The organism is Bradyrhizobium sp. 199, assembly GCF_023073355.1.
GTDB lineage: Bacteria > Pseudomonadota > Alphaproteobacteria > Rhizobiales > Xanthobacteraceae > Bradyrhizobium.
Genome location: NZ_JADPJI010000012.1, coordinates 22,328 through 40,943 on the forward strand (window position 1 = coordinate 22,328; position 18,616 = coordinate 40,943).

Sequence of the window (18,616 nt, forward strand, 5' to 3'; positions counted from 1 at the left end):
CGAACCATGGAGGCGCGCGTGACCGATAAAGTCGTTGTCATCACCGGCGGCAGCCGCGGCATCGGCCGCGCAACCGCGATTGCGGCGGCCGCGCGTGGCTTCCGCGTCGTGGTCGGCTATGCCAGCAACAAGACCGCCGCCGACGAGGTGGTCTCGCAGATCGAAGCCAGCAACGGCAAGGCCATCGCGGTGAAATGCGATGTCGCCGAGGAAAGCGACATCCTCGCGCTGTTCAAGGAAGCCGACAAGTTCGGCACGCTCGGCGCGCTGGTCAACAATGGCGGCATCGTCGGTCAAAGCGGCGTACGCGTCGACGAGATGTCGGCCGAGCGCATCCAGCGCGTGATGGCGGTCAACGTCACCGGCTCAATCCTCTGCGCGCGCGAGGCGGTGAAGCGGATGTCGACCAAGCACGGCGGCAAGGGCGGCGTCATCGTCAATCTGTCGTCGGTCGCCGCCAGGCTCGGCGCGCCCAACACCTATGTCGACTATGCGGCCTCGAAGGGCGCGATCGATTCTTTCACCATCGGCCTCGGCTATGAAGTCGCGGGCGAAGGCATCCGCGTCGCGGGCATTCGCCCTGGCCTGATCGACACCGAGATCCATGCCGCCGGCGGCGAGCCCGACCGCGCCCATCGTCTGGCCCATCTGGTGCCGATGAAGCGCGTCGGCACCGCCGACGAAATCGCCAAGGCCATCGTCTGGCTGATGTCGGACGAGGCTTCCTACGTCACCTCAGCCATTCTCGATGTGTCCGGCGGACGCTGACGCACCGGCGGACGCTGACACATCCTCATCACGCTAAACTCACGGGACTTTCTCTCATGGCTACCTACGATCTCGTCGTCATCGGCACCGGACCGGGCGGTTATGTCTGCGCGGTGCGCGCCAGCCAGCTCGGCATGAAAGTCGCCGTGGTCGAAAAGAACGCCACGCTCGGCGGCACCTGCCTCAACGTCGGTTGCATGCCCTCGAAGGCGCTGCTGCACGCCTCAGAAATGTTCGAGGAAGCCGGCCATTCCTTCGCGAAAATGGGCGTGTCGGTCTCGTCGCCGAAGCTCGATCTGCCCGCGATGATGAACTTCAAGCAGCAGGGCATCGACGGCAACGTCAAGGGCGTCGAGTTCCTGATGAAGAAGAACAAGATCGACGTGCTCAAGGGCACCGGCAAGATCCTCGGCAGCGGCAAGGTCGAGGTCTCCGCCGACGGCAAGTCGCAAGTCGTCGAGACCAAGAACATCGTCATCGCCACCGGCTCGGATATCGCGCGGCTCAAGGGCATCGAGATCGACGAGAAGCGCATCGTCTCCTCCACCGGCGCGCTGTCGCTGGACAAGGTCCCAGGCAAGCTGCTGATCGTGGGCGCCGGCGTGATCGGCCTCGAGCTCGGCTCGGTCTGGCATCGCCTCGGCGCTGAAGTCGTCGTGGTTGAATTCCTCGATCGCATCCTGCCCGGCATGGACGGCGAGATCGCCAAGCAATTCCAGCGCATCCTGGAAAAGCAGGGATTTGCGTTCAAGCTTGCCGCCAAAGTCACGGCCGTCGACACCTCGGGCAAGTCGCTGAAGGCGACGATCGAGCCCGCCGCCGGCGGCGCTGCCGAGACGCTGGAAGCCGACGTCGTGCTGGTCTGCATCGGCCGCGTGCCGTACACGGATGCTCTCGGCCTGAAGGAGGCCGGCGTTGCGCTCGATCCTCGTGGCCGCGTGCAGATCGATCCGCATTTCGCCACCAGCCTGAAGGGGATCTATGCCATCGGCGACGTGGTCGCGGGCCCGATGCTCGCGCACAAGGCCGAGGATGAGGGCGTTGCGGTGGCCGAGATCATCGCCGGCCAGGCCGGCCACGTGAATTACGATGTGATCCCGGGCGTCGTGTATACCACGCCGGAAGTGTCCTCCGTCGGCAAGACCGAAGAGGAACTGAAGCAGGCGGGCACAGCCTATACCGTCGGAAAGTTTCCCTTTACCGCCAACGGCCGCTCCAAGGTCAATCAGACCACGGACGGCTTCGTGAAGATTCTCGCAGATGCGAAGACCGATCGCGTGCTCGGCGTGCACATTATCGGCCGCGAAGCCGGCGAAATGATCCATGAAGCCTGCGTTCTCATGGAGTTTGGCGGCAGCGCGGAGGATCTCGCCCGCACCTGCCACGCCCACCCGACCCGCTCGGAGGCCATCAAGGAGGCCGCGCTTGCAGTCGGCAAGCGGGCCATCCATATGTAGGCACGCGCCCAGGACCGAATCGGGCGGGAAACACATGCTGCGCCGCCTTCTTCAACCGGTCTGGGTCCTGCTTGCGATCGTCTTCCTGATCGAAGCCTGGCTGTGGGACCATCTCGAGCCGATCGTCGCGCGGATTGTCGCAATCATCCCGCTGGCGCGGTTCAAGCAATGGCTGACGGATCGCGTCGATGCGCTGTCGCCGGCCATGACGCTGATCGTGTTCGCGGTCCCTATCGTCCCGCTGTTTCCGCTCAAGCTGGTCGGGCTGTGGCTGCTCACGCATGAGTACTGGACCAGCGCCGTCTTCACGATCGTTTTCGCGAAAATGCTCGGCGTCGGCGTCACCGCCTTCGTATTCGATGTGACGCGCGACAAGCTCTTGGAGATGCACTGGTTCGAGCGGATCTACGGTCTCGTGCTGAAGCTGCGCGCCAAGGCCGCCGAGCTGGTCGACCCGGTCAAGCGCCGCATCCGCGAGCTGATCGCCGGCAACGGCGAGGGCTGGTCGTCACGTACGCTGCGTCTGATCCAGCGTTTCAGGAAGAGTGTGCACGAAGCGCGCTAGCGCTTCGCCACATCGGCGGTCGCCTCGCCCGGATGAGCGAAGTGAACTCCAGGATTCTCACTCGCGGCTGGCCGCATATCGCTGCGCTCGTGCGGGCTACACGCCTCAGTGCAGATGCAGCAGGTGCGGCAGCCACAGACCGAGCCCGGTCATGACGAGCCCGCCGAGCGTCAGCAGGCCGGCGACATAGGCGAGTGCGATCATGCCGGTGATGATGGTGGCCGAGGCCAGCACGATGCCGATCTGGAAGGCGGCGGACGCCAGCTCGAAGTGATGATACTTCGCGGTCGCCTCGTCGCGCTCATGCTCGGCGTGTTTGGCCTTTTCGGCGAGCTGCTCTGTGCCTTCGCCGGTCTCCGGCTCGGAGCGGTAGCGCGCCGCGGTCTTCTGCCAGTCCTCGATCTGCTTCTGCGCAGCGGCCTTGACGGCGTCGTCGGTGACGGAGCCCAGCGTCAGCTTGCCCTGCTCGGCGGCGGCCTGCACCACGGTGCGGCGGATGCTTTTAGCCTGGAAGAAAGCCCAGAGATTGGAAGCCTGGACGTTCTTGCTGATCGATTCGGTCTGGGCGCCCTTGCCGAGCGTCTCCGAAATCGCCAGGAACAGCGCCAGCACGGCGATCAGGAGCGCGATCTTCTTGTTCGAGCCGGACGCGTGTTCGGCGTGCTCGGCGTGCTCCATGCTCTCATGTGCGCTCATAGATCTCTCCTGCCTCTGTTCCGCAACGATTGACCGAACCGCGGGCGCCGCGCAAGAGGCACGCGAGCTATGACGAGAGTGTGTCAGTTCTGCCGGCCGCGCTGCCCGTGGGGCGCCGGGCGCCACACGCGATCGTTCACCGCACGCGTTCCGCCGGAAACTCCACCGCATCCCCGTGGTCGGGCATGTCGTCATACGGCGTGACAAAGAAGCGCGGATGACGCGGTTCGAACGCGCCGCCGGTCAGGCAGGCAAAGACCAGCGGAAAGGTGTCGATCAAGGTGATGTCGTCGGGAGCGGCAGCGCGGCATTGCCGTGGCAGCCGAATCGCATCCAGCACGCCGAATCGTTCGTGTAAATCGGCGTCCGACCAGCTAGATGGCGAACGCTTGGTCTGGCCGCGGAAGTCCGTGCCATGATCCGACTGGAGGATGATCAGTGCGCCGGGATCTGACGTCACGATGGTGTCGACAAGCGTCAGCGTCTGCGCGTTGGTGCAGCGGAGCTGGTCGAGGAAGGCCGGGCGGCTCGCCGGGATCCAGCGCTGGAGGTCCGGGGCGGCAGGGCGCAAACCGCAGTCCGCCGTGAAACGGAACGGCACATGCGGCACCAGGATATGCGCGTAGAGGAAGAACGGCGATGGAGTCGCCTGGACCTCATTCACGAGATGGGTCAGGTCATCCACGCCGCCCCACGCAAACGGCGACTGCCGTCGACCGACGATCAAGTCGACGATCGGTGTGTTGGAGAGGATGGCGACGTCCATTTCGTCCAGTCCGACATTTCCGCGCAGGCATCTCGGCGCGTCGAATGCGCATTTGGTCAAATTGTCATAGCCGTTTTCGAAATGGACATAGCTGTATCCGGCCGAGGTGAGCCGGGCCACGGTCCGGTTCTTGCCTCGCACGATCGGATACAGCCGCTCCACCGGGAAAGCCTTGAGGTCCTTGCCTTCGCCCTCGACGGTGTAGTCGGCGTTGGCCGTGCTCGAAATCGAATTGGCCGTGGCCGGAAAATTCGAGCGGGCGTTGCGAAATATCGTAAAGTCCTTCGAGCCGAGCGACTCGAGGAAGCCGCTATTGTCGAATGAAAAGTCTTCCTTGAGGACGTCCTGCCTCGGATAGGCATCGAGCACGATCCAATAGATGTTTGGAGACATCGTGAGCTTCATCGCCGGCTCACGGCCTTCCGGGACCGGGTGCGGCGCGCGCTGCTTGTTCGTAAGCGCGCTCGCGATGCGGACGGCGGGCGGTGCGGCAAACGCCAACGACAGCACCAGCGCGACCGTCACCAGCGCCGGTCGGCGGATGACAATCAGGGCACCGATGCCGGTGGCGACGGCCATCATGGTCCAGGCGATCGCGGCCCAGTCGCCGAAGCGGCCCTTCATCTCGTACTCAACCAGCTCGACGCGATAGGCGAAGAAGACGAAGATCGTCAGTCCGACCGCCAGAACGATGCGCCACGGCGGGATCTTGCGCAGCAGCAATGCGAGACATCCAGAGAGGACTGCCGCGATAGCCACGATGCCGGCCGCGTATTGCATCACACGCGACGGATTCGCCAGCGCGCTCAGGTTCGCCGCGTAGAAATTGAGGAGGGCCATCGTGGATAGAAGCACGGCGGCCGCGACCGCGCGGAGCAGGACGAATCTGTCGTTGGATCGGCGCGGCATTCCGGTTTCAGCCGGCATGTCTTGCAAATTCATACAGCGTGCGGCCACCCGGGGTGAGCTCGAGCCGCCGCACGATTGTTGCCTGCCGGGTCAAGGCGCGCTCGAATTGGTCGCCGTCATAGCCATCGAAAATGTCACGCCTCAGTCTCAGCATCCGCTGGATCATCGGGTCGGACTTCGGGACGAACTCGATCACACCGCGCGGCGCCAATCCGACCAGCCAATCCAGCACCGACGGCAGTGGAATATTCCGGCCGATGGCGAGATGGTGCACGATCGCGAGCGCGATGACGGCGTCCGCCTTGCTGCGCGAATGCAGCCCCGGACGCTCGGCCTCGGCCCAGCCCTGACCGGGGCTCGGATTTGCCGCATCGCTGAACAGCGGGAGAAAGGCCAAATTGTCCGCGCTCGCGCGCGCCACCGCAACGTCGAGCGCATTGAGATCGGCGTCGAACCCGATCACCGAACGAGCCCGGTTTTGCAAAAGCGCCTGCGAATATCGACCGGTGTTGCAGCCGATGTCCCACGCGCAGGCCGGCGTATTGTTCTGCGCGAAGCCGCTGACGAATTCCTGCTTCCTGCTTTCCTCGGTGTCCGAATATGAAAGATTGCCGCGCTCATATTGCTGCCATTCGGTCGGTCCGACGTCTTTGGGCGCAAGATTGGAGATCCAGCGACGCAAGCGGCGCAACATCATCTGAAGCGCGGCTTTGGGAAGCGGCTTTGGCTCGCGTGAGGGCTGATCCGGTGCGCGGCGTGCCCGTCGCTGAAAGCGGTCCGGAAGCGTGATGTTGGTCAGGATGTCCGGGGAGAGCCACCGCTTGGGCCATCCGATCAGCGCCGCCATGTCGGCGGTCGGAATGCCCTCCAATGCGCCCCGGTACCAGGCGTTGTGGGCGACGCCGAGCAGGGCGCGCATCAGCAACGGGTTCACGAACTGCTCGACGAACTGCCGGTGGCCGTCCCAATAGTCGCCGTCTCGGTACGGCACGAAAGAGCAAATATCGATGAAGACCGGCCGGATTCCGATGAACTGGATATTGTACGCGGTCGCATCCGACAGCGTCAGGCCGAAGTCGAGTGCGAGCAGATGGACATCGAGGTGGAGCAGGGCGGCGCGCTTGAGCAGTTCGAACGGCCATTCATACGGGTAGGAGATGAACGGGACCCGTGGATGCTCCAGAACTTTCCGTCGACCGGATTCGGCCTCGACCAGCGTCTGCGTCGCCTCGTCGGAGCCTGCATCTTCCGCGGCGACGATCCATCCTCTTTCGATCAGCGCGTCGTAGGCGCCCGACGATTTCAGCAGCAGGAAGTTGCGATATGCTTCTTGGTCGACCGCGCGAAAGACTCGGCCAGCTCTGGTGAAGACGTAGCCTGAGGGATCGCGGAACGATCCGGGATCACGCATCGCGGTTCGATTTGGATCTGCTGGTCGCAACGTCCGGCGACGGTTCCGAGCGCCGGAAGAAACCCATCACCCGCTTTCCGTAAGCGCGAATGGCGATCAGGCCGCCCGCGATACCGGCAAGCAGCGCCTGCACGGCGAAGGCGCCGCTCCCGGGATCCAGATAGGCATAGGCGCTGGTCGGCATCAGCACGGCGAGCCCGGCCAGCACCGCCACATTCATTCCCGAAAAGGTCTTGTTCATTTTCCACACGGCGTAAAGGATAGTCGCGGGTTGCACATGCCGCCTATTCGTCTTTTGTACCATCCACCTGCGCGCGTAAACCGAAATCCGCTCCATTGCGCCGGTCATCAACCGTCTACCTGCTGCGATGTGGTGCGCATGGCCACGCCAGACATCAGCGGGAACGTTCGCAGCCTCAGCGCCGCGGATGCGTGCTGGCATAGACCTCGAGCAGGCGCTCGGAATCGATGCCGGTATAGACCTGCGTGGTCGAGAGCGAGGAATGGCCGAGCAATTCCTGGATCGCGCGTAAGTCGCCGCCGCGCGACAACAGATGCGTGGCGAAGGAATGCCGGAGCGCGTGCGGCGTGGCGCTGTCGGGCAGGTCGAGCGCGCCGCGCAGCCGCTCCATCGCGAGCTGTATGATGCGCGGGCTCAAGGGGCCGCCCCGCGCGCCGACGAAAATCGGGCCTTCGGCGGGCAGCGGATACGGGCACATCGCAACGTATTCCTGCACCAGTTCCAGCACGTTTTGCAGCACCGGCACCATGCGGGTCTTGTTGCCCTTGCCTGTGACGACAAGCACGTCGCCTTCGCCCGGACGCGGCACTTCGCGGCGCTTCAACCCCAAGGCTTCGGAGATGCGCAGGCCCGAGCCGTACAACAGCGCCATCACGGCGGCATCGCGCGCCAGAATCCAGGCCTCGCGATCCTCGCCGGCGCGCTCGTCGGCATCGGCAAGACGCTTGGCCGATGCCATCGGCAGCGGCTTCGGCAGGCTCTTTGCGACTTTTGGCGCGCGAATGGCGGAGAGTGCCCCGACCTTGCCCTTGCCCTCGCGCTCCAGAAAACGTCCGAACGAGCGCAGGCCCGCCAGCGCGCGCATCAGGCTGCGGCCAGCAATGTCGTCGGCGCGGCGCATCGCCATGAAGGCGCGCACGTCGGTCGCCTCCAGCGCGGCGAAGCGCTTGAGCGTGACGCGTTCGCCCCAGTGAGCACAGAGGAAATCCAGGCATTGCCGCAAGTCGCGGCCATAGGCCTCCAGCGTCTTCGGCGACAGCCGCCGCTCGGCGCCGAGATGCGACAGCCAGCGCGTCATCTCCTGCGCGATTGAGGGATCGGCGCTGGCGAGCTCGATTTGTGGGGCGGCCGCTTTGCTCATGCGCTCTGGACGTGGTGATTCCCGGCAGTATATCGCATCACACTCGTTTATCGTTCGCTAAGGCCGCCCCAGGGCGCTAGCCTTGAAGCCCCCGGGTTCCGATTCTCCGTTCATGGATCACACGCCGCGCAGCACCACCGCCCCCACCAACGCGACCGGCATGGTCGACGTGTTGGTGCCGGTCGCGCTCGACCAGACCTATTCCTACAAGGTGCCGCGCGGCATGGAGCTGAAAGCGGGCGATCTCGTCGGCGTGCGGCTCGGGCCGCGCGAGGTGCTCGCAGTGGTCTGGGGGGAAAACGCCAATCCCGATCCGCGCCTGCACAACCGTCTCAAGGAGGTCAGCGAAAAGCTCGACATCCCGCCGCTCAAGCCCGAGCTGCGGTCCGTGGTCGATTGGGTCGCCAATTACACGCTGAGCCCGCGCGGCATGGTGCTGCGCATGTGCCTGCGGATGGGCGAGAGTCTCGGCCCCGAGCGGGTCCGCCCCGGCGTGCGCCTGGCCGGCGGTCCGCCGCGACGGCTGACGCCGGCGCGCCAGCGCGTGATCGAGGTGTTGTCGGACCGGCTGCTGCACGGCAAGTCGGAGGCCGCCAAGGAGGCGGGTGTCTCGGCCGGCGTGATCGACGGCCTCGTCGATGAAGGCACGCTCACGGTCGAACCGATGCCGCCGCCCGCGCCGCCGCCTGTGCCCGATCCGGATTTCGGCCGGCCGGATTTCTCGCCGCTGCAGCGTGCCGGTGTGGATGCGATGCGCGCGCTCGCGGCCAACGGCACCTTTCACGTCGCACTGCTCGACGGCGTGACCGGTTCAGGCAAGACCGAGGTGTATTTCGAGGCTGTTGCTGAAACCATCCGCCGCGGCAAGCAATCGCTGATCCTGATGCCGGAGATCGCGCTCACCGGCCAATTCCTCGACCGCTTCGCGCAGCGTTTCGGCGTTCGGCCGATCGAATGGCACTCCGAGCTGACGCCGCGCACCCGCGCCCGCAATTGGGCGGCGATCTCAGCAGGCACCGCGCCGGTCGTGGTCGGCGCGCGCTCGGCGCTGTTTCTGCCCTACGCAGATCTCGGCCTCATCGTGGTCGATGAAGAGCACGACCAGGCCTACAAGCAGGACGAGGGCGTGCATTATCACGCCCGCGACATGGCGGTGGTGCGCGCGCATATCGCCAAGATCCCGGTCGTGCTGGCGTCCGCGACGCCCTCGGTCGAATCCGAGGTCAACGCGCGCAAGAACCGCTATCAGCGTATCGCGCTGCCCTCGCGCTTCGGCGGCCAGCACATGCCGCATATCGAGGCCATCGACATGCGCCGCGAGCCGCCCGCGCGCGGCCGCTTCATCTCACCGCGGCTTGCCGGAGAAATCAGAGCTGCGATCGAAAAGCGCGAGCAGGCCCTGCTGTTCCTCAATCGGCGCGGCTATGCGCCGCTGACGCTGTGCCGCGGCTGCGGCCATCGCTTCGCCTGCACCATCTGCGATGCCTGGCTGGTCGATCATCGTTTCCGCCAGCGCCTGGTCTGCCATCATTGCGGCTTCTCGATGCCGCGCCCGCACATCTGTCCGAACTGTTCGGCGGAGGAATCGCTTGTCGCGGTCGGGCCCGGCGTCGAGCGGCTGCAGGAGGAGGCGGCTGCGCTGTTTCCGCAAGCGCGCACCATGGTGCTGTCGAGCGATCTCATCACCTCGATCGAGACGATGCGCAGCGAGCTTGCCGAGATCGCGGAAGGGCGCGTCGACATCATCATCGGCACGCAGCTCGTCGCCAAGGGCCACAACTTTCCGCGGCTCAATCTGGTCGGCGTGATCGATGCGGATCTCGGTCTGAGCAACGGCGATCCGCGCGCGGCGGAGCGCACCTGGCAATTGCTCAACCAGGTGATCGGCCGCGCCGGGCGCGAGCAGGGCCGCGGCGTCGGCTATCTCCAGACCCACCAGCCTGATCATCCCGTGATGAAAGCGCTGATCGCCTGCGACCGCGAGGCCTTCTACGACAGCGAGATCGAGCTGCGCGAGAAGACGCTCTATCCGCCGTTCGGCCGGCTCGCGAGCCTGATCATCTCCGCGGGCGACCGCCCGAGCGCCGAAGGTCTCGGCCGCCGCCTCGTCGCGCTCGCGCCGCGCGACGAGCGCGTCGTGGTGCTCGGGCCGGCGGAGGCGCCGCTCGCCGTGATCAAGGGCCGCTACCGCTTCCGCATCCTGGTGAAATCGGCGCGCGGCTTCGATCTGTCGGACTATTTACGCAACTGGCTCGCGGTCTGCCCCAAGCCGACGGGCAATCAGAAGCTCGAAGTCGACGTCGATCCGCAGAGCTTTTTGTAGTCCCCGCTCTCTCCGCCCGTGCCCCGGACGCAGCGCAGCGCCTGTTCAGCGGTGCGGCTTGTCCGGCACACACGGGGGGTGACGCCAACAAAAAGCCCGCGGTCCCCCAAGACCGCGGGCTTGTTTCATGTGCGCAGCAAACTGATGAAAAACTGCGCGGTCGACGAGGCGCTAACGCGCCTTAGGAGACGACTTCCGCGGTGACGCGGCCGACGCCGGCGCCGGTGAGGCCGATGGCGCGTGCCGCGCCGGTGGAGAGGTCGAGAACCCGGCCGCGAATGAACGGGCCGCGGTCATTGATGGTGACGACGACGCTCGAGCCGCCATGGGTGACGCGCAGCTTGGTGCCGAACGGCAGCGAACGGTGCGCTGCGGTCATGGCGTTCTGGTTGAAGCGCTGGCCCGAGGCGGTCTTGCTGCCGGACTCGTTGCCATAAAAGGAGGCCATGCCAGAGAAGCTGCGGCCCGTGCCGGAGGTCGGTGTCATCGCGGCATTGGCGTTGCGCCAATCGGAGGTCGCGTTGGAATCGGTCTGAGCATGGTGGCGATGATGGTGATGATGCCGGTGATGCCGGGATTTGGCGGAAGCTTCGGTGGCAGTCCCACCGATGAGGAGAGTTGCGGCAACGAAAGCGATCGCCGTACGCGGCCGGGTCACAGAGCCCAGCATCTTCAAAGACAGCATTTATTGGTCCCTAAGCTAGTATTGCCACATGTGTGGCTAGTGGAGCCCCCATCAGTTTGTGAGCGGGTTGGCGTTTCGATTCCTAATGAGGCGTGAATTGGGCAGTAAATCCATTCTGTGTCGTCATGAAACATCTTGTTACCGTCACCTGCTATTCAGCCAATGTTCTGAAATCTTCGTTTTTAACGATTTATTAACCTATGGATTACATGAGAATACTGTAAAGCGAAGTTATCGCTTCTGACGTTTAGAATTCGGTAAGTATTCGGCGAGTGGATGCGAGGCCGCGGGAATCACGTCTCGGCGATCCCTGTTCATGGCGGCTATGCGCTGAGGGCAGGAACCAGGAGGGGAGTTCGCGGCGAGGACTCGCGGCGAATTTGTGGCAGGCAGGTCGTCCACCCCAGGCGCTATTGGGCCGGCGTTGCGCCGGCTGCTGATCGATGCATCCAGCGTGCGACGAACTGGCGACAGAACCCCATGCCTTTAATTTGGCGTCATGTTGCACCTGCGCGCCCGCTATGTTAGCAAAGCCGCGATTTTAACGAGCCCGGCACGTCCCGTGCCGGTCGGAAATCGAAGTCCCGCTTGAATTCCAAGGGCTTGGATCGCTTGGCGCCGCTTCGTGGCGACGGTTTTTCCCTTGCGAGTTTGACAGCAAAAAGAGCGCGTCTGTGGCTGCAGAAGATACGTCCGTTTCCGGTGTGTCCGGCCGTTATGCAACGGCCTTGTTTGAACTGGCCCGCGACCAGAAAGCGGTCGACGAGGTCAAAGCCGATCTCGCGAAATTCGAGGCCATGCTGAACGAGAGCGCCGATCTGAAGCGCCTCGTCCGCAGCCCGGTTTTCGCGGCCGATGCCCAGTCCAGGGCTCTGTCGGCCGTGCTGGCCCAGGCCGGCATCGCCGGCATCTCCGCCAATTTCCTGAAAGTTCTGACCGCCAATCGCCGCCTGTTCGCGGTGACTGACGTCATCCGCGCCTACCGCGCCCTGGTCGCCAGGTTCAAGGGCGAGGTGACGGCCGACGTCACCGTGGCGGAAACGCTTTCGGACAAGAATCTCGACGCCCTCAAGGTTGCCCTGAAGTCGGTGACCGGCAAGGACGTCGCGCTCAACGTGAATGTCGATCCCTCGATCATCGGTGGCCTCGTCGTCAAGCTCGGCAGCCGCATGATCGATAGTTCGCTTCGCACCAAACTCAATTCGATCAAGCACGCGATGAAAGAGGCAGGCTGATGGACATCCGCGCCGCGGAAATTTCCGCGATCCTCAAGGACCAGATCAAGAATTTCGGCCAGGAAGCTGAAGTCTCCGAAGTCGGACAGGTGCTGTCCGTCGGCGACGGTATCGCTCGCGTCTATGGTCTGGACAACGTCCAGGCCGGCGAAATGGTCGAGTTCGAGAACGGCACCCGCGGCATGGCGCTGAACCTCGAAACCGACAATGTCGGCGTCGTCATTTTCGGCGGCGACCGTGAGATCAAGGAAGGCCAGACCGTCAAGCGCACCCGCGCCATTGTGGACGCGCCGGTCGGCAAGGGTCTGCTCGGCCGCGTCGTCGACGGACTCGGCAACCCGATCGACGGCAAGGGTCCGATCCAGGCCGACAAGCGCATGCGCGTCGACGTCAAGGCGCCCGGCATCATCCCGCGCAAGTCGGTGAACGAGCCGATGGCGACCGGCCTCAAGGCGATCGATGCCCTGATCCCGATCGGCCGCGGCCAGCGCGAGCTGATCATCGGCGACCGCCAGACCGGCAAGACCGCGATCGCGCTCGACACCATTCTGAACCAGAAGCCGCTCAACGCGCAGCCGGACGAGAACATCAAGCTGTACTGCGTCTATGTCGCAGTCGGCCAGAAGCGTTCGACGGTCGCCCAGTTCGTGAAGGTGCTGGAAGAGCAGGGCGCGCTCGAATATTCGATCGTCGTCGCCGCCACCGCGTCGGATCCGGCGCCGATGCAGTACATCGCGCCGTTCACCGGCTGCACAATGGGCGAGTATTTCCGCGACAACGGCATGCACGCCGTCATCATCTATGACGATCTGTCCAAGCAGGCCGTCGCGTACCGCCAGATGTCGCTGCTGCTGCGCCGTCCGCCGGGCCGCGAAGCCTATCCCGGCGACGTGTTCTATCTGCACTCCCGCCTGCTCGAGCGCGCGGCGAAGCTGAACAAGGACCAGGGCTCGGGCTCGCTGACTGCGCTGCCGGTCATCGAAACCCAGGCCAACGACGTGTCGGCCTACATTCCGACCAACGTCATCTCGATCACCGACGGTCAGATCTTCCTGGAAACCGACCTGTTCTTCCAGGGCATCCGTCCCGCGGTGAACGTCGGTCTGTCGGTGTCGCGCGTCGGCTCGTCGGCGCAGACCAAGGCCACCAAGAAGGTCGCCGGCAAGATCAAGGGCGAGCTGGCGCAGTACCGCGAAATGGCGGCGTTCGCGCAGTTCGGCTCCGACCTCGACGCCTCGACCCAGCGCCTTCTGAACCGCGGCTCGCGCCTGACCGAGCTCCTGAAGCAGCCGCAGTTCGCGCCGCTGAAGATGGAAGAGCAGGTCTGCGTGATCTGGGCCGGCACCAATGGCTATCTGGATCCGCTCCCGGTCAACAAGGTGCGCGCGTTCGAGGACGGCCTGCTGTCGCTGCTGCGCGGCAAGAACGTCGAGATCCTCAATTCGATCCGCGACACCCGTGACCTCACCGACGACACCGCTGCCAAGCTGAAGTCGGTTGTCGAAGGTTTTGCCAAGAGCTTCGCGTAAATAGGCCGTCATGGCCGGGCTAAAGCGCGAAGCGGGTCTTCGCAATTGATGCCCCGGCCATCCACGCGCCAGCGCGTGGAGACGAAGAATTGGATGCCCGGGGCGAGCCCGGGCATGACGACAAGACAGGGTCGCGGTCCAGCCACAGGCTGATCGCCGGGGTGAACGAAGAATGGCGTCACTTAAAGACATGCGCGTGCGCATCGCCTCCACCAAGGCGACGCAAAAGATCACCAAGGCCATGCAGATGGTCGCTGCGTCCAGGTTGCGCCGCGCCCAGCAGGCGGCCGAGGCTGCACGCCCCTACGCCGACAAGATGAGCGCGGTGATCTCCAACATCGCCAGCGCTGCCGCCGGTTCGCCCGGCGCGCCGGCGCTGCTCGCCGGCACCGGCAAGGACCAGGTCCACATGCTGCTGGTCTGCACCGGCGAGCGCGGTCTGTCGGGTGCCTTTAACTCCTCGATCGTGCGTCTCGCGCGCGATCGCGCCCAGGCGCTGATGGCGCAGGGCAAGGAAGTCAAATTCTTCTGCGTCGGCCGCAAGGGCTATGAGCAGCTCCGCCGCCTGTTCGACAAGCAGATCGTCGAGCATCTCGACCTGCGCAGCGTTCGTCAGCTCGGCTTCGTCAACGCCGAGGACATCGCCAGGAAGGTGCTTGCTCGTTTCGACAATGGCGAGTTCGACGTTTGCACGCTGTTCTACGCGCAGTTCAAGTCGGTGATCGCCCAGATCCCGACCGCGCAACAAATCATTCCGCTGGTCGTGGAAGAAAAGGCGGCGAACGCGCCGTCGACGTCCTACGAATACGAGCCGGAGGAGGACGAACTCCTTTCGGGCCTGTTGCCGCGCAACATCGCGGTGCAGATCTTCCGCGCGCTGCTGGAAAACAATGCCTCGTTCTACGGCGCGCAGATGAGCTCGATGGACAACGCCACCCGCAACGCCGGCGAAATGATCCGCAAGCAAACCCAGATCTACAACCGAACCCGTCAAGCCCAGATCACCAAGGAGCTGATCGAGATCATCTCCGGCGCCGAGGCGGTCTGACGCACGAACTCAACGACGGTCGTTCAAGTACAGAATTTCGAAGGAGAGCTTCATGGCTACAGCAGCTAACCAGGTCGGTCGCGTCACCCAGGTCATGGGCGCCGTCGTCGACGTACAGTTCGAGGGCGGCCACCTTCCGGCCATTCTCAATTCGCTGGAAACCAAGAACGGCAACATCCGCCTCGTGCTGGAAGTTGCGCAGCATCTGGGTGAATCCACCGTGCGCACGATCGCGATGGACGTGACCGAAGGTCTGGTGCGCGGCCAGGAAGTGACCGACACCGGTTCGCCGATCCGCGTTCCCGTCGGCGAAGGCACGCTCGGCCGCATCATCAACGTCATCGGCGAGCCGATCGACGAAGCCGGCCCGGTCAAGTCCGAAGGCCTGCGCGCCATCCATCAGGATGCGCCGAGCTATACCGATCAGTCGACCGAAGCTGAAATTCTGGTCACGGGCATCAAGGTCGTCGATCTCCTGGCTCCGTATGCGAAGGGCGGCAAGATCGGCCTGTTCGGCGGCGCCGGCGTCGGCAAGACCGTGCTGATTCAGGAGCTGATCAACAACGTCGCGAAGGCGCACGGCGGTTACTCCGTGTTCGCCGGTGTCGGCGAGCGCACCCGCGAGGGCAACGACCTCTATCACGAGTTCATCGAATCCAAGGTCAACGCCGATCCGAAGAATCCGGATCCGAGCGTGAAGTCGAAATGCGCGCTGGTGTTCGGCCAGATGAACGAGCCGCCGGGCGCCCGCGCTCGCGTCGCGCTCACGGGTCTCACCATCGCGGAAGATTTCCGCGACAAGGGCCAGGACGTGCTGTTCTTCGTCGACAACATCTTCCGCTTCACCCAGGCCGGCTCGGAAGTGTCGGCGCTGCTCGGCCGTATTCCTTCGGCCGTGGGTTATCAGCCGACGCTCGCCACCGACATGGGCGCGCTGCAGGAGCGCATCACCACCACGCAGAAGGGTTCGATCACCTCGGTGCAGGCCATCTACGTTCCGGCCGACGACTTGACCGACCCGGCGCCCGCGACCTCGTTCGCGCATCTTGACGCGACCACCACGCTGTCGCGCTCGATCGCCGAAAAGGGCATCTATCCCGCGGTGGATCCGCTCGACTCGACCTCGCGCATGCTCTCCCCGCTGGTCGTCGGCGAGGAGCACTACGCGGTCGCCCGTCAGGTCCAGCAGGTGCTGCAGCGCTACAAGGCGCTCCAGGACATCATCGCGATTCTCGGCATGGACGAACTTTCGGAAGAGGACAAGCTGACGGTGGCCCGCGCCCGCAAGGTCGAGCGCTTCATGTCGCAGCCGTTCTTCGTCGCCGAAATCTTCACGGGATCGCCGGGCAAGTTCGTCGAGCTCGCCGACACCATCAAGGGCTTCAAGGGCCTGGTCGAAGGCAAGTACGACCACCTGCCGGAAGCCGCCTTCTACATGGTCGGCACCATCGAAGAAGCCGTCGAGAAGGGCAAGAAGCTGGCGGCGGAAGCCGCTTAAGCTTTCTCATCTCGTCATCGCCGGGCTTGACCCGGCGATCCACCGAGAGAGAATTTGATGGATGGACCCGCGGGCCACGCCCGCGGGTGACAAAGCGAAAACCAACGGATAGTCCATGGCCACCTTCCACTTCGATCTCGTCTCTCCGGAAAAGCTCGCCTTCTCGGGCGAGGTCGACCAGGTCGACATCCCCGGCGTCGAGGGTGACTTCGGCGTGCTGGCAGGGCATGCGCCGGTCGTGGCCGCGATCCGGCCCGGCATTCTCACCATCACCACCGCTGGCAAGCACGAGAAGGTCATCGTGCTCGGCGGTCTCGCCGAAGTCTCCGAGAAGGGCCTGACCGTGCTAGCCGACGTCGCAACGTCGCTCACTGAGCTCGACCGGGTCCGGTTCGCCGAGACGATCTCGGAGATGGAAGAGGGCCTGAAGGAGCACGAAGGCAGCGAGCTCGACAACGCCATCGAGCGGCTCGACCACTACAAGAGCATCCAGCAGCAGCTCAACTCGACAGCCATGCACTAAGCCCCGGGGCAACCGCTCCGGGGCTTTAGGTCTGAAATTCCTGGACAAGTTCAGCGCTCGCCACCGACCGTGGCGGCGCTGAAACTTTGTTGCACCGCGCTTCCGATAGCGGCATTCTCCCTTGCGAATTTTGTTCCCGGGGCGGGTGGCAGATGAAACGCAAGATCGCGGCGATCTTCGCAGCGGATATTGCCGGTTATTCGAGGCTGGTCGCGGAAGACGAAGAGGAGACGCTGCGGCGTCTGGCCTCCTATCGCGAGGTCGTCGACGATTTCATCGCCAAGTCCGGCGGACGTATCTTCAACACGGCGGGCGATGCCGTGCTGGCGGAATTCCCGAGCGCGGTCGATGCGGTGCGCTGCGCGATCGACATCCAGGAGTCCTTGCGGACCCGCAACATGGCCTATCCGCCGAGCCGGCAGATGTCGTTCCGCATCGGCATCACCATCGGCGACGTCGTCGAACGCGACGGCGATCTGCTGGGCGACGGCGTCAATATCGCAGCGCGGCTGGAAGGCCTCGCCGAGGTCGGCGGCATTTGTGTCTCCCGCGCGGTGCATGAGCAGGTCGCCAACAAGCTCTCGGTGCAGTTTGCCGATATCGGCGCGCAAGAGGTCAAGAACATCCCGACGCCGGTGCACGCCTACATGGTGGCGATGCGGCGCGAGGACGGGACCTATGGCAAGCCGCAAGTGAGGAAGCCGGCCTCCAAGCTGGCCGCCGCCCCGGTGTGGATGTGGCCGCTGGTGGTCGCGGTGGTCTCGATCGTTGCCATCGGCGTCACAGGCTCTCTCTACAACACCAAGCTGAAGCAGGCGGCGCATGTCGCAATCACGCCGGCCGCGACGCCAAGTGCCGCGCCCACGGCAAATGCAGCGGCGCCGAGCCCAGTGCCGACCCAGCTTGCCAAGGCGCCGATGACATCAATGGCGCCGCAGAATGCCGGAGCCGCCATGGCTCCGATGTCTGCGCCGTCACCATCGGCCGCGCCGATGGCCGGCAAGTTTGCGGCCGACAGCGTGCCCTTCATCAACGAGCGCGTCCGCAACTTCCTCGCCGGCGAGTATTCCACGGCCGGCGACTACAAGGCCTTCGCGCTCAATGTCGGCGGCTTTACCGGCTCGGTGTTGAACCAGCCGAGCGAGGAGGCCGCGCGTAACGGCGCGCTCGAGCAGTGCCAAAAGCGCGCCGATGCCGCGCAATCGCCGCGGCGCTGCGAGCTCTATGCTGTCGGTAACACGATCGTCTACACTCACGGCAAGCCGCCGATGCCGCCGTCGCCCTATTTCCGGCATGACGCCGCGACCGAGCGGGCGTTCGCGTCAAAAGACTTTCCGATCGTGCGCGAGCCGCAAAAGGTCCGGCTCGAGAACATCTTCGTGCCGGCTGCGAAATCGCGCTCGGTTGCGCTCGGGCCGGGCGGACAATATTTCATGGTGCTCGGCGCCTCATCGGCCGACGACGCCGCGCGCCGCTCGCTGGAATCGTGCGGCGCCATCGCCGGCGTGGCCTGCCTCGTGGTCGCGATCGACGACAATTTCGTCGTGCCGATCCCGACCCTGTTCAGGATCACCGGCTTCTTCAATGCCGCCTCCAACGCCTCGATCGTGGCGGATGCACGCAGCGAGGTGGTGCGCAAGCTCGGTGACGCCACGGGCTGGAATGCCGTCGCGGTCGGCAGCGCAGGCAGGCCGGGCCTCGGCCTGAAGGGGGCCGACGAGCAGACCGCCGTCAACTCCGCGCTCGCCAGCTGCGCCAAGCGCGACAGCGATTGCCACGTCATCGCAATCGGTCCGTTCACGGTGGGGCCGATCAATTAGG

General features: G+C 64.6%; 16 protein-coding genes. 10 read left to right on the top strand and 6 right to left on the bottom strand.

The window, feature by feature from the left end:
* Positions 1-6: 6 nt before the first annotated feature.
* Genes IVB28_RS29105 through IVB28_RS29115 form a run of 3 tightly spaced genes read left to right on the top strand, consistent with a single transcriptional unit; the run spans position 7 to position 2,790 of the window.
* Positions 7-768, top strand: a complete 762-nt coding sequence (locus IVB28_RS29105) for an SDR family oxidoreductase (protein WP_247530962.1) — start codon at positions 7-9, stop codon at positions 766-768.
* A gap of 56 nt (positions 769-824) precedes the next feature.
* Complete coding sequence (lpdA, locus tag IVB28_RS29110; protein ID WP_247530964.1) at positions 825-2,225, top strand: dihydrolipoyl dehydrogenase; 1,401 nt, start codon at positions 825-827, stop codon at positions 2,223-2,225.
* 34 nt (positions 2,226-2,259) lie between these two features.
* Positions 2,260-2,790: a hypothetical protein gene (locus IVB28_RS29115; RefSeq protein ID WP_247530966.1), complete on the top strand. Its 531-nt coding sequence runs from the start codon at positions 2,260-2,262 to the stop codon at positions 2,788-2,790.
* A gap of 105 nt (positions 2,791-2,895) precedes the next feature.
* On the opposite strand, the gene IVB28_RS29120 is transcribed toward IVB28_RS29115, so the two are convergent.
* The 5 genes from IVB28_RS29120 to IVB28_RS29140 form a co-directional block, all read right to left on the bottom strand.
* Positions 2,896-3,486, bottom strand: a complete 591-nt coding sequence (locus IVB28_RS29120) for a DUF4337 domain-containing protein (RefSeq protein WP_247530967.1) — start codon at positions 3,484-3,486, stop codon at positions 2,896-2,898.
* A gap of 136 nt (positions 3,487-3,622) precedes the next feature.
* Positions 3,623-5,161 carry an LTA synthase family protein gene (locus IVB28_RS29125; protein ID WP_247530969.1) on the bottom strand — a complete coding sequence of 513 codons (1,539 nt, stop codon included), beginning with the start codon at positions 5,159-5,161 and terminating at the stop codon, positions 3,623-3,625.
* A gap of 7 nt (positions 5,162-5,168) precedes the next feature.
* Positions 5,169-6,572 (bottom strand): class I SAM-dependent methyltransferase, encoded by a 1,404-nt coding sequence (locus tag IVB28_RS29130; RefSeq protein ID WP_247530971.1) that lies wholly within the window; start codon positions 6,570-6,572, stop codon positions 5,169-5,171.
* A complete protein-coding gene (locus IVB28_RS29135) occupies positions 6,565-6,921 on the bottom strand; it encodes a hypothetical protein (RefSeq protein WP_247530972.1) in 357 nt (118 codons plus the stop codon). The genes IVB28_RS29130 and IVB28_RS29135 overlap by 8 nt, the downstream gene beginning before the upstream one ends.
* A 67-nt stretch (positions 6,922-6,988) precedes the next feature.
* Entirely contained in the window at positions 6,989-7,954 is a 966-nt protein-coding gene (locus IVB28_RS29140) for a tyrosine recombinase XerC (RefSeq protein WP_247530974.1), read from the bottom strand.
* Positions 7,955-8,066: 112 nt separating this feature from the next.
* Here IVB28_RS29140 and IVB28_RS29145 point away from each other — a divergent pair, with 112 nt between their 5' ends.
* Positions 8,067-10,277 carry a primosomal protein N' gene (locus IVB28_RS29145; RefSeq protein WP_247530976.1) on the top strand — a complete coding sequence of 737 codons (2,211 nt, stop codon included), beginning with the start codon at positions 8,067-8,069 and terminating at the stop codon, positions 10,275-10,277.
* A 181-nt stretch (positions 10,278-10,458) separates the two neighbouring features.
* Here IVB28_RS29145 and IVB28_RS29150 read toward each other — a convergent pair whose 3' ends face one another.
* Positions 10,459-10,962, bottom strand: coding sequence for a septal ring lytic transglycosylase RlpA family protein (locus IVB28_RS29150; protein ID WP_247530978.1), 504 nt, complete (start codon positions 10,960-10,962; stop codon positions 10,459-10,461).
* 674 nt (positions 10,963-11,636) lie between these two features.
* Between IVB28_RS29150 and IVB28_RS29155 the strand changes: the two genes are divergently transcribed.
* The 6 genes from IVB28_RS29155 to IVB28_RS29180 all read left to right on the top strand — a co-directional run bounded on the left by IVB28_RS29155 (position 11,637) and on the right by IVB28_RS29180 (position 18,615).
* Positions 11,637-12,197 carry a F0F1 ATP synthase subunit delta gene (locus IVB28_RS29155; RefSeq protein WP_247530980.1) on the top strand — a complete coding sequence of 187 codons (561 nt, stop codon included), beginning with the start codon at positions 11,637-11,639 and terminating at the stop codon, positions 12,195-12,197.
* Positions 12,197-13,726, top strand: coding sequence for a F0F1 ATP synthase subunit alpha (gene atpA, locus IVB28_RS29160; protein ID WP_247530982.1), 1,530 nt, complete (start codon positions 12,197-12,199; stop codon positions 13,724-13,726). Before IVB28_RS29155 ends, atpA begins: the two co-directional genes overlap by 1 nt.
* A 172-nt stretch (positions 13,727-13,898) precedes the next feature.
* On the top strand, positions 13,899-14,774 hold the full coding sequence (locus IVB28_RS29165; RefSeq protein ID WP_247530984.1) for a F0F1 ATP synthase subunit gamma: 876 nt from the start codon (positions 13,899-13,901) through the stop codon (positions 14,772-14,774).
* Between the two features lie 52 nt (positions 14,775-14,826).
* On the top strand, positions 14,827-16,272 hold the full coding sequence (atpD, locus tag IVB28_RS29170; RefSeq protein ID WP_247530987.1) for a F0F1 ATP synthase subunit beta: 1,446 nt from the start codon (positions 14,827-14,829) through the stop codon (positions 16,270-16,272).
* Positions 16,273-16,387: 115 nt separating this feature from the next.
* Complete coding sequence (locus tag IVB28_RS29175) at positions 16,388-16,795, top strand: F0F1 ATP synthase subunit epsilon (RefSeq protein ID WP_247530989.1); 408 nt, start codon at positions 16,388-16,390, stop codon at positions 16,793-16,795.
* A gap of 152 nt (positions 16,796-16,947) precedes the next feature.
* Positions 16,948-18,615 carry an adenylate/guanylate cyclase domain-containing protein gene (locus IVB28_RS29180; protein ID WP_247530993.1) on the top strand — a complete coding sequence of 556 codons (1,668 nt, stop codon included), beginning with the start codon at positions 16,948-16,950 and terminating at the stop codon, positions 18,613-18,615.
* Position 18,616: the final 1 nt, after the last annotated feature.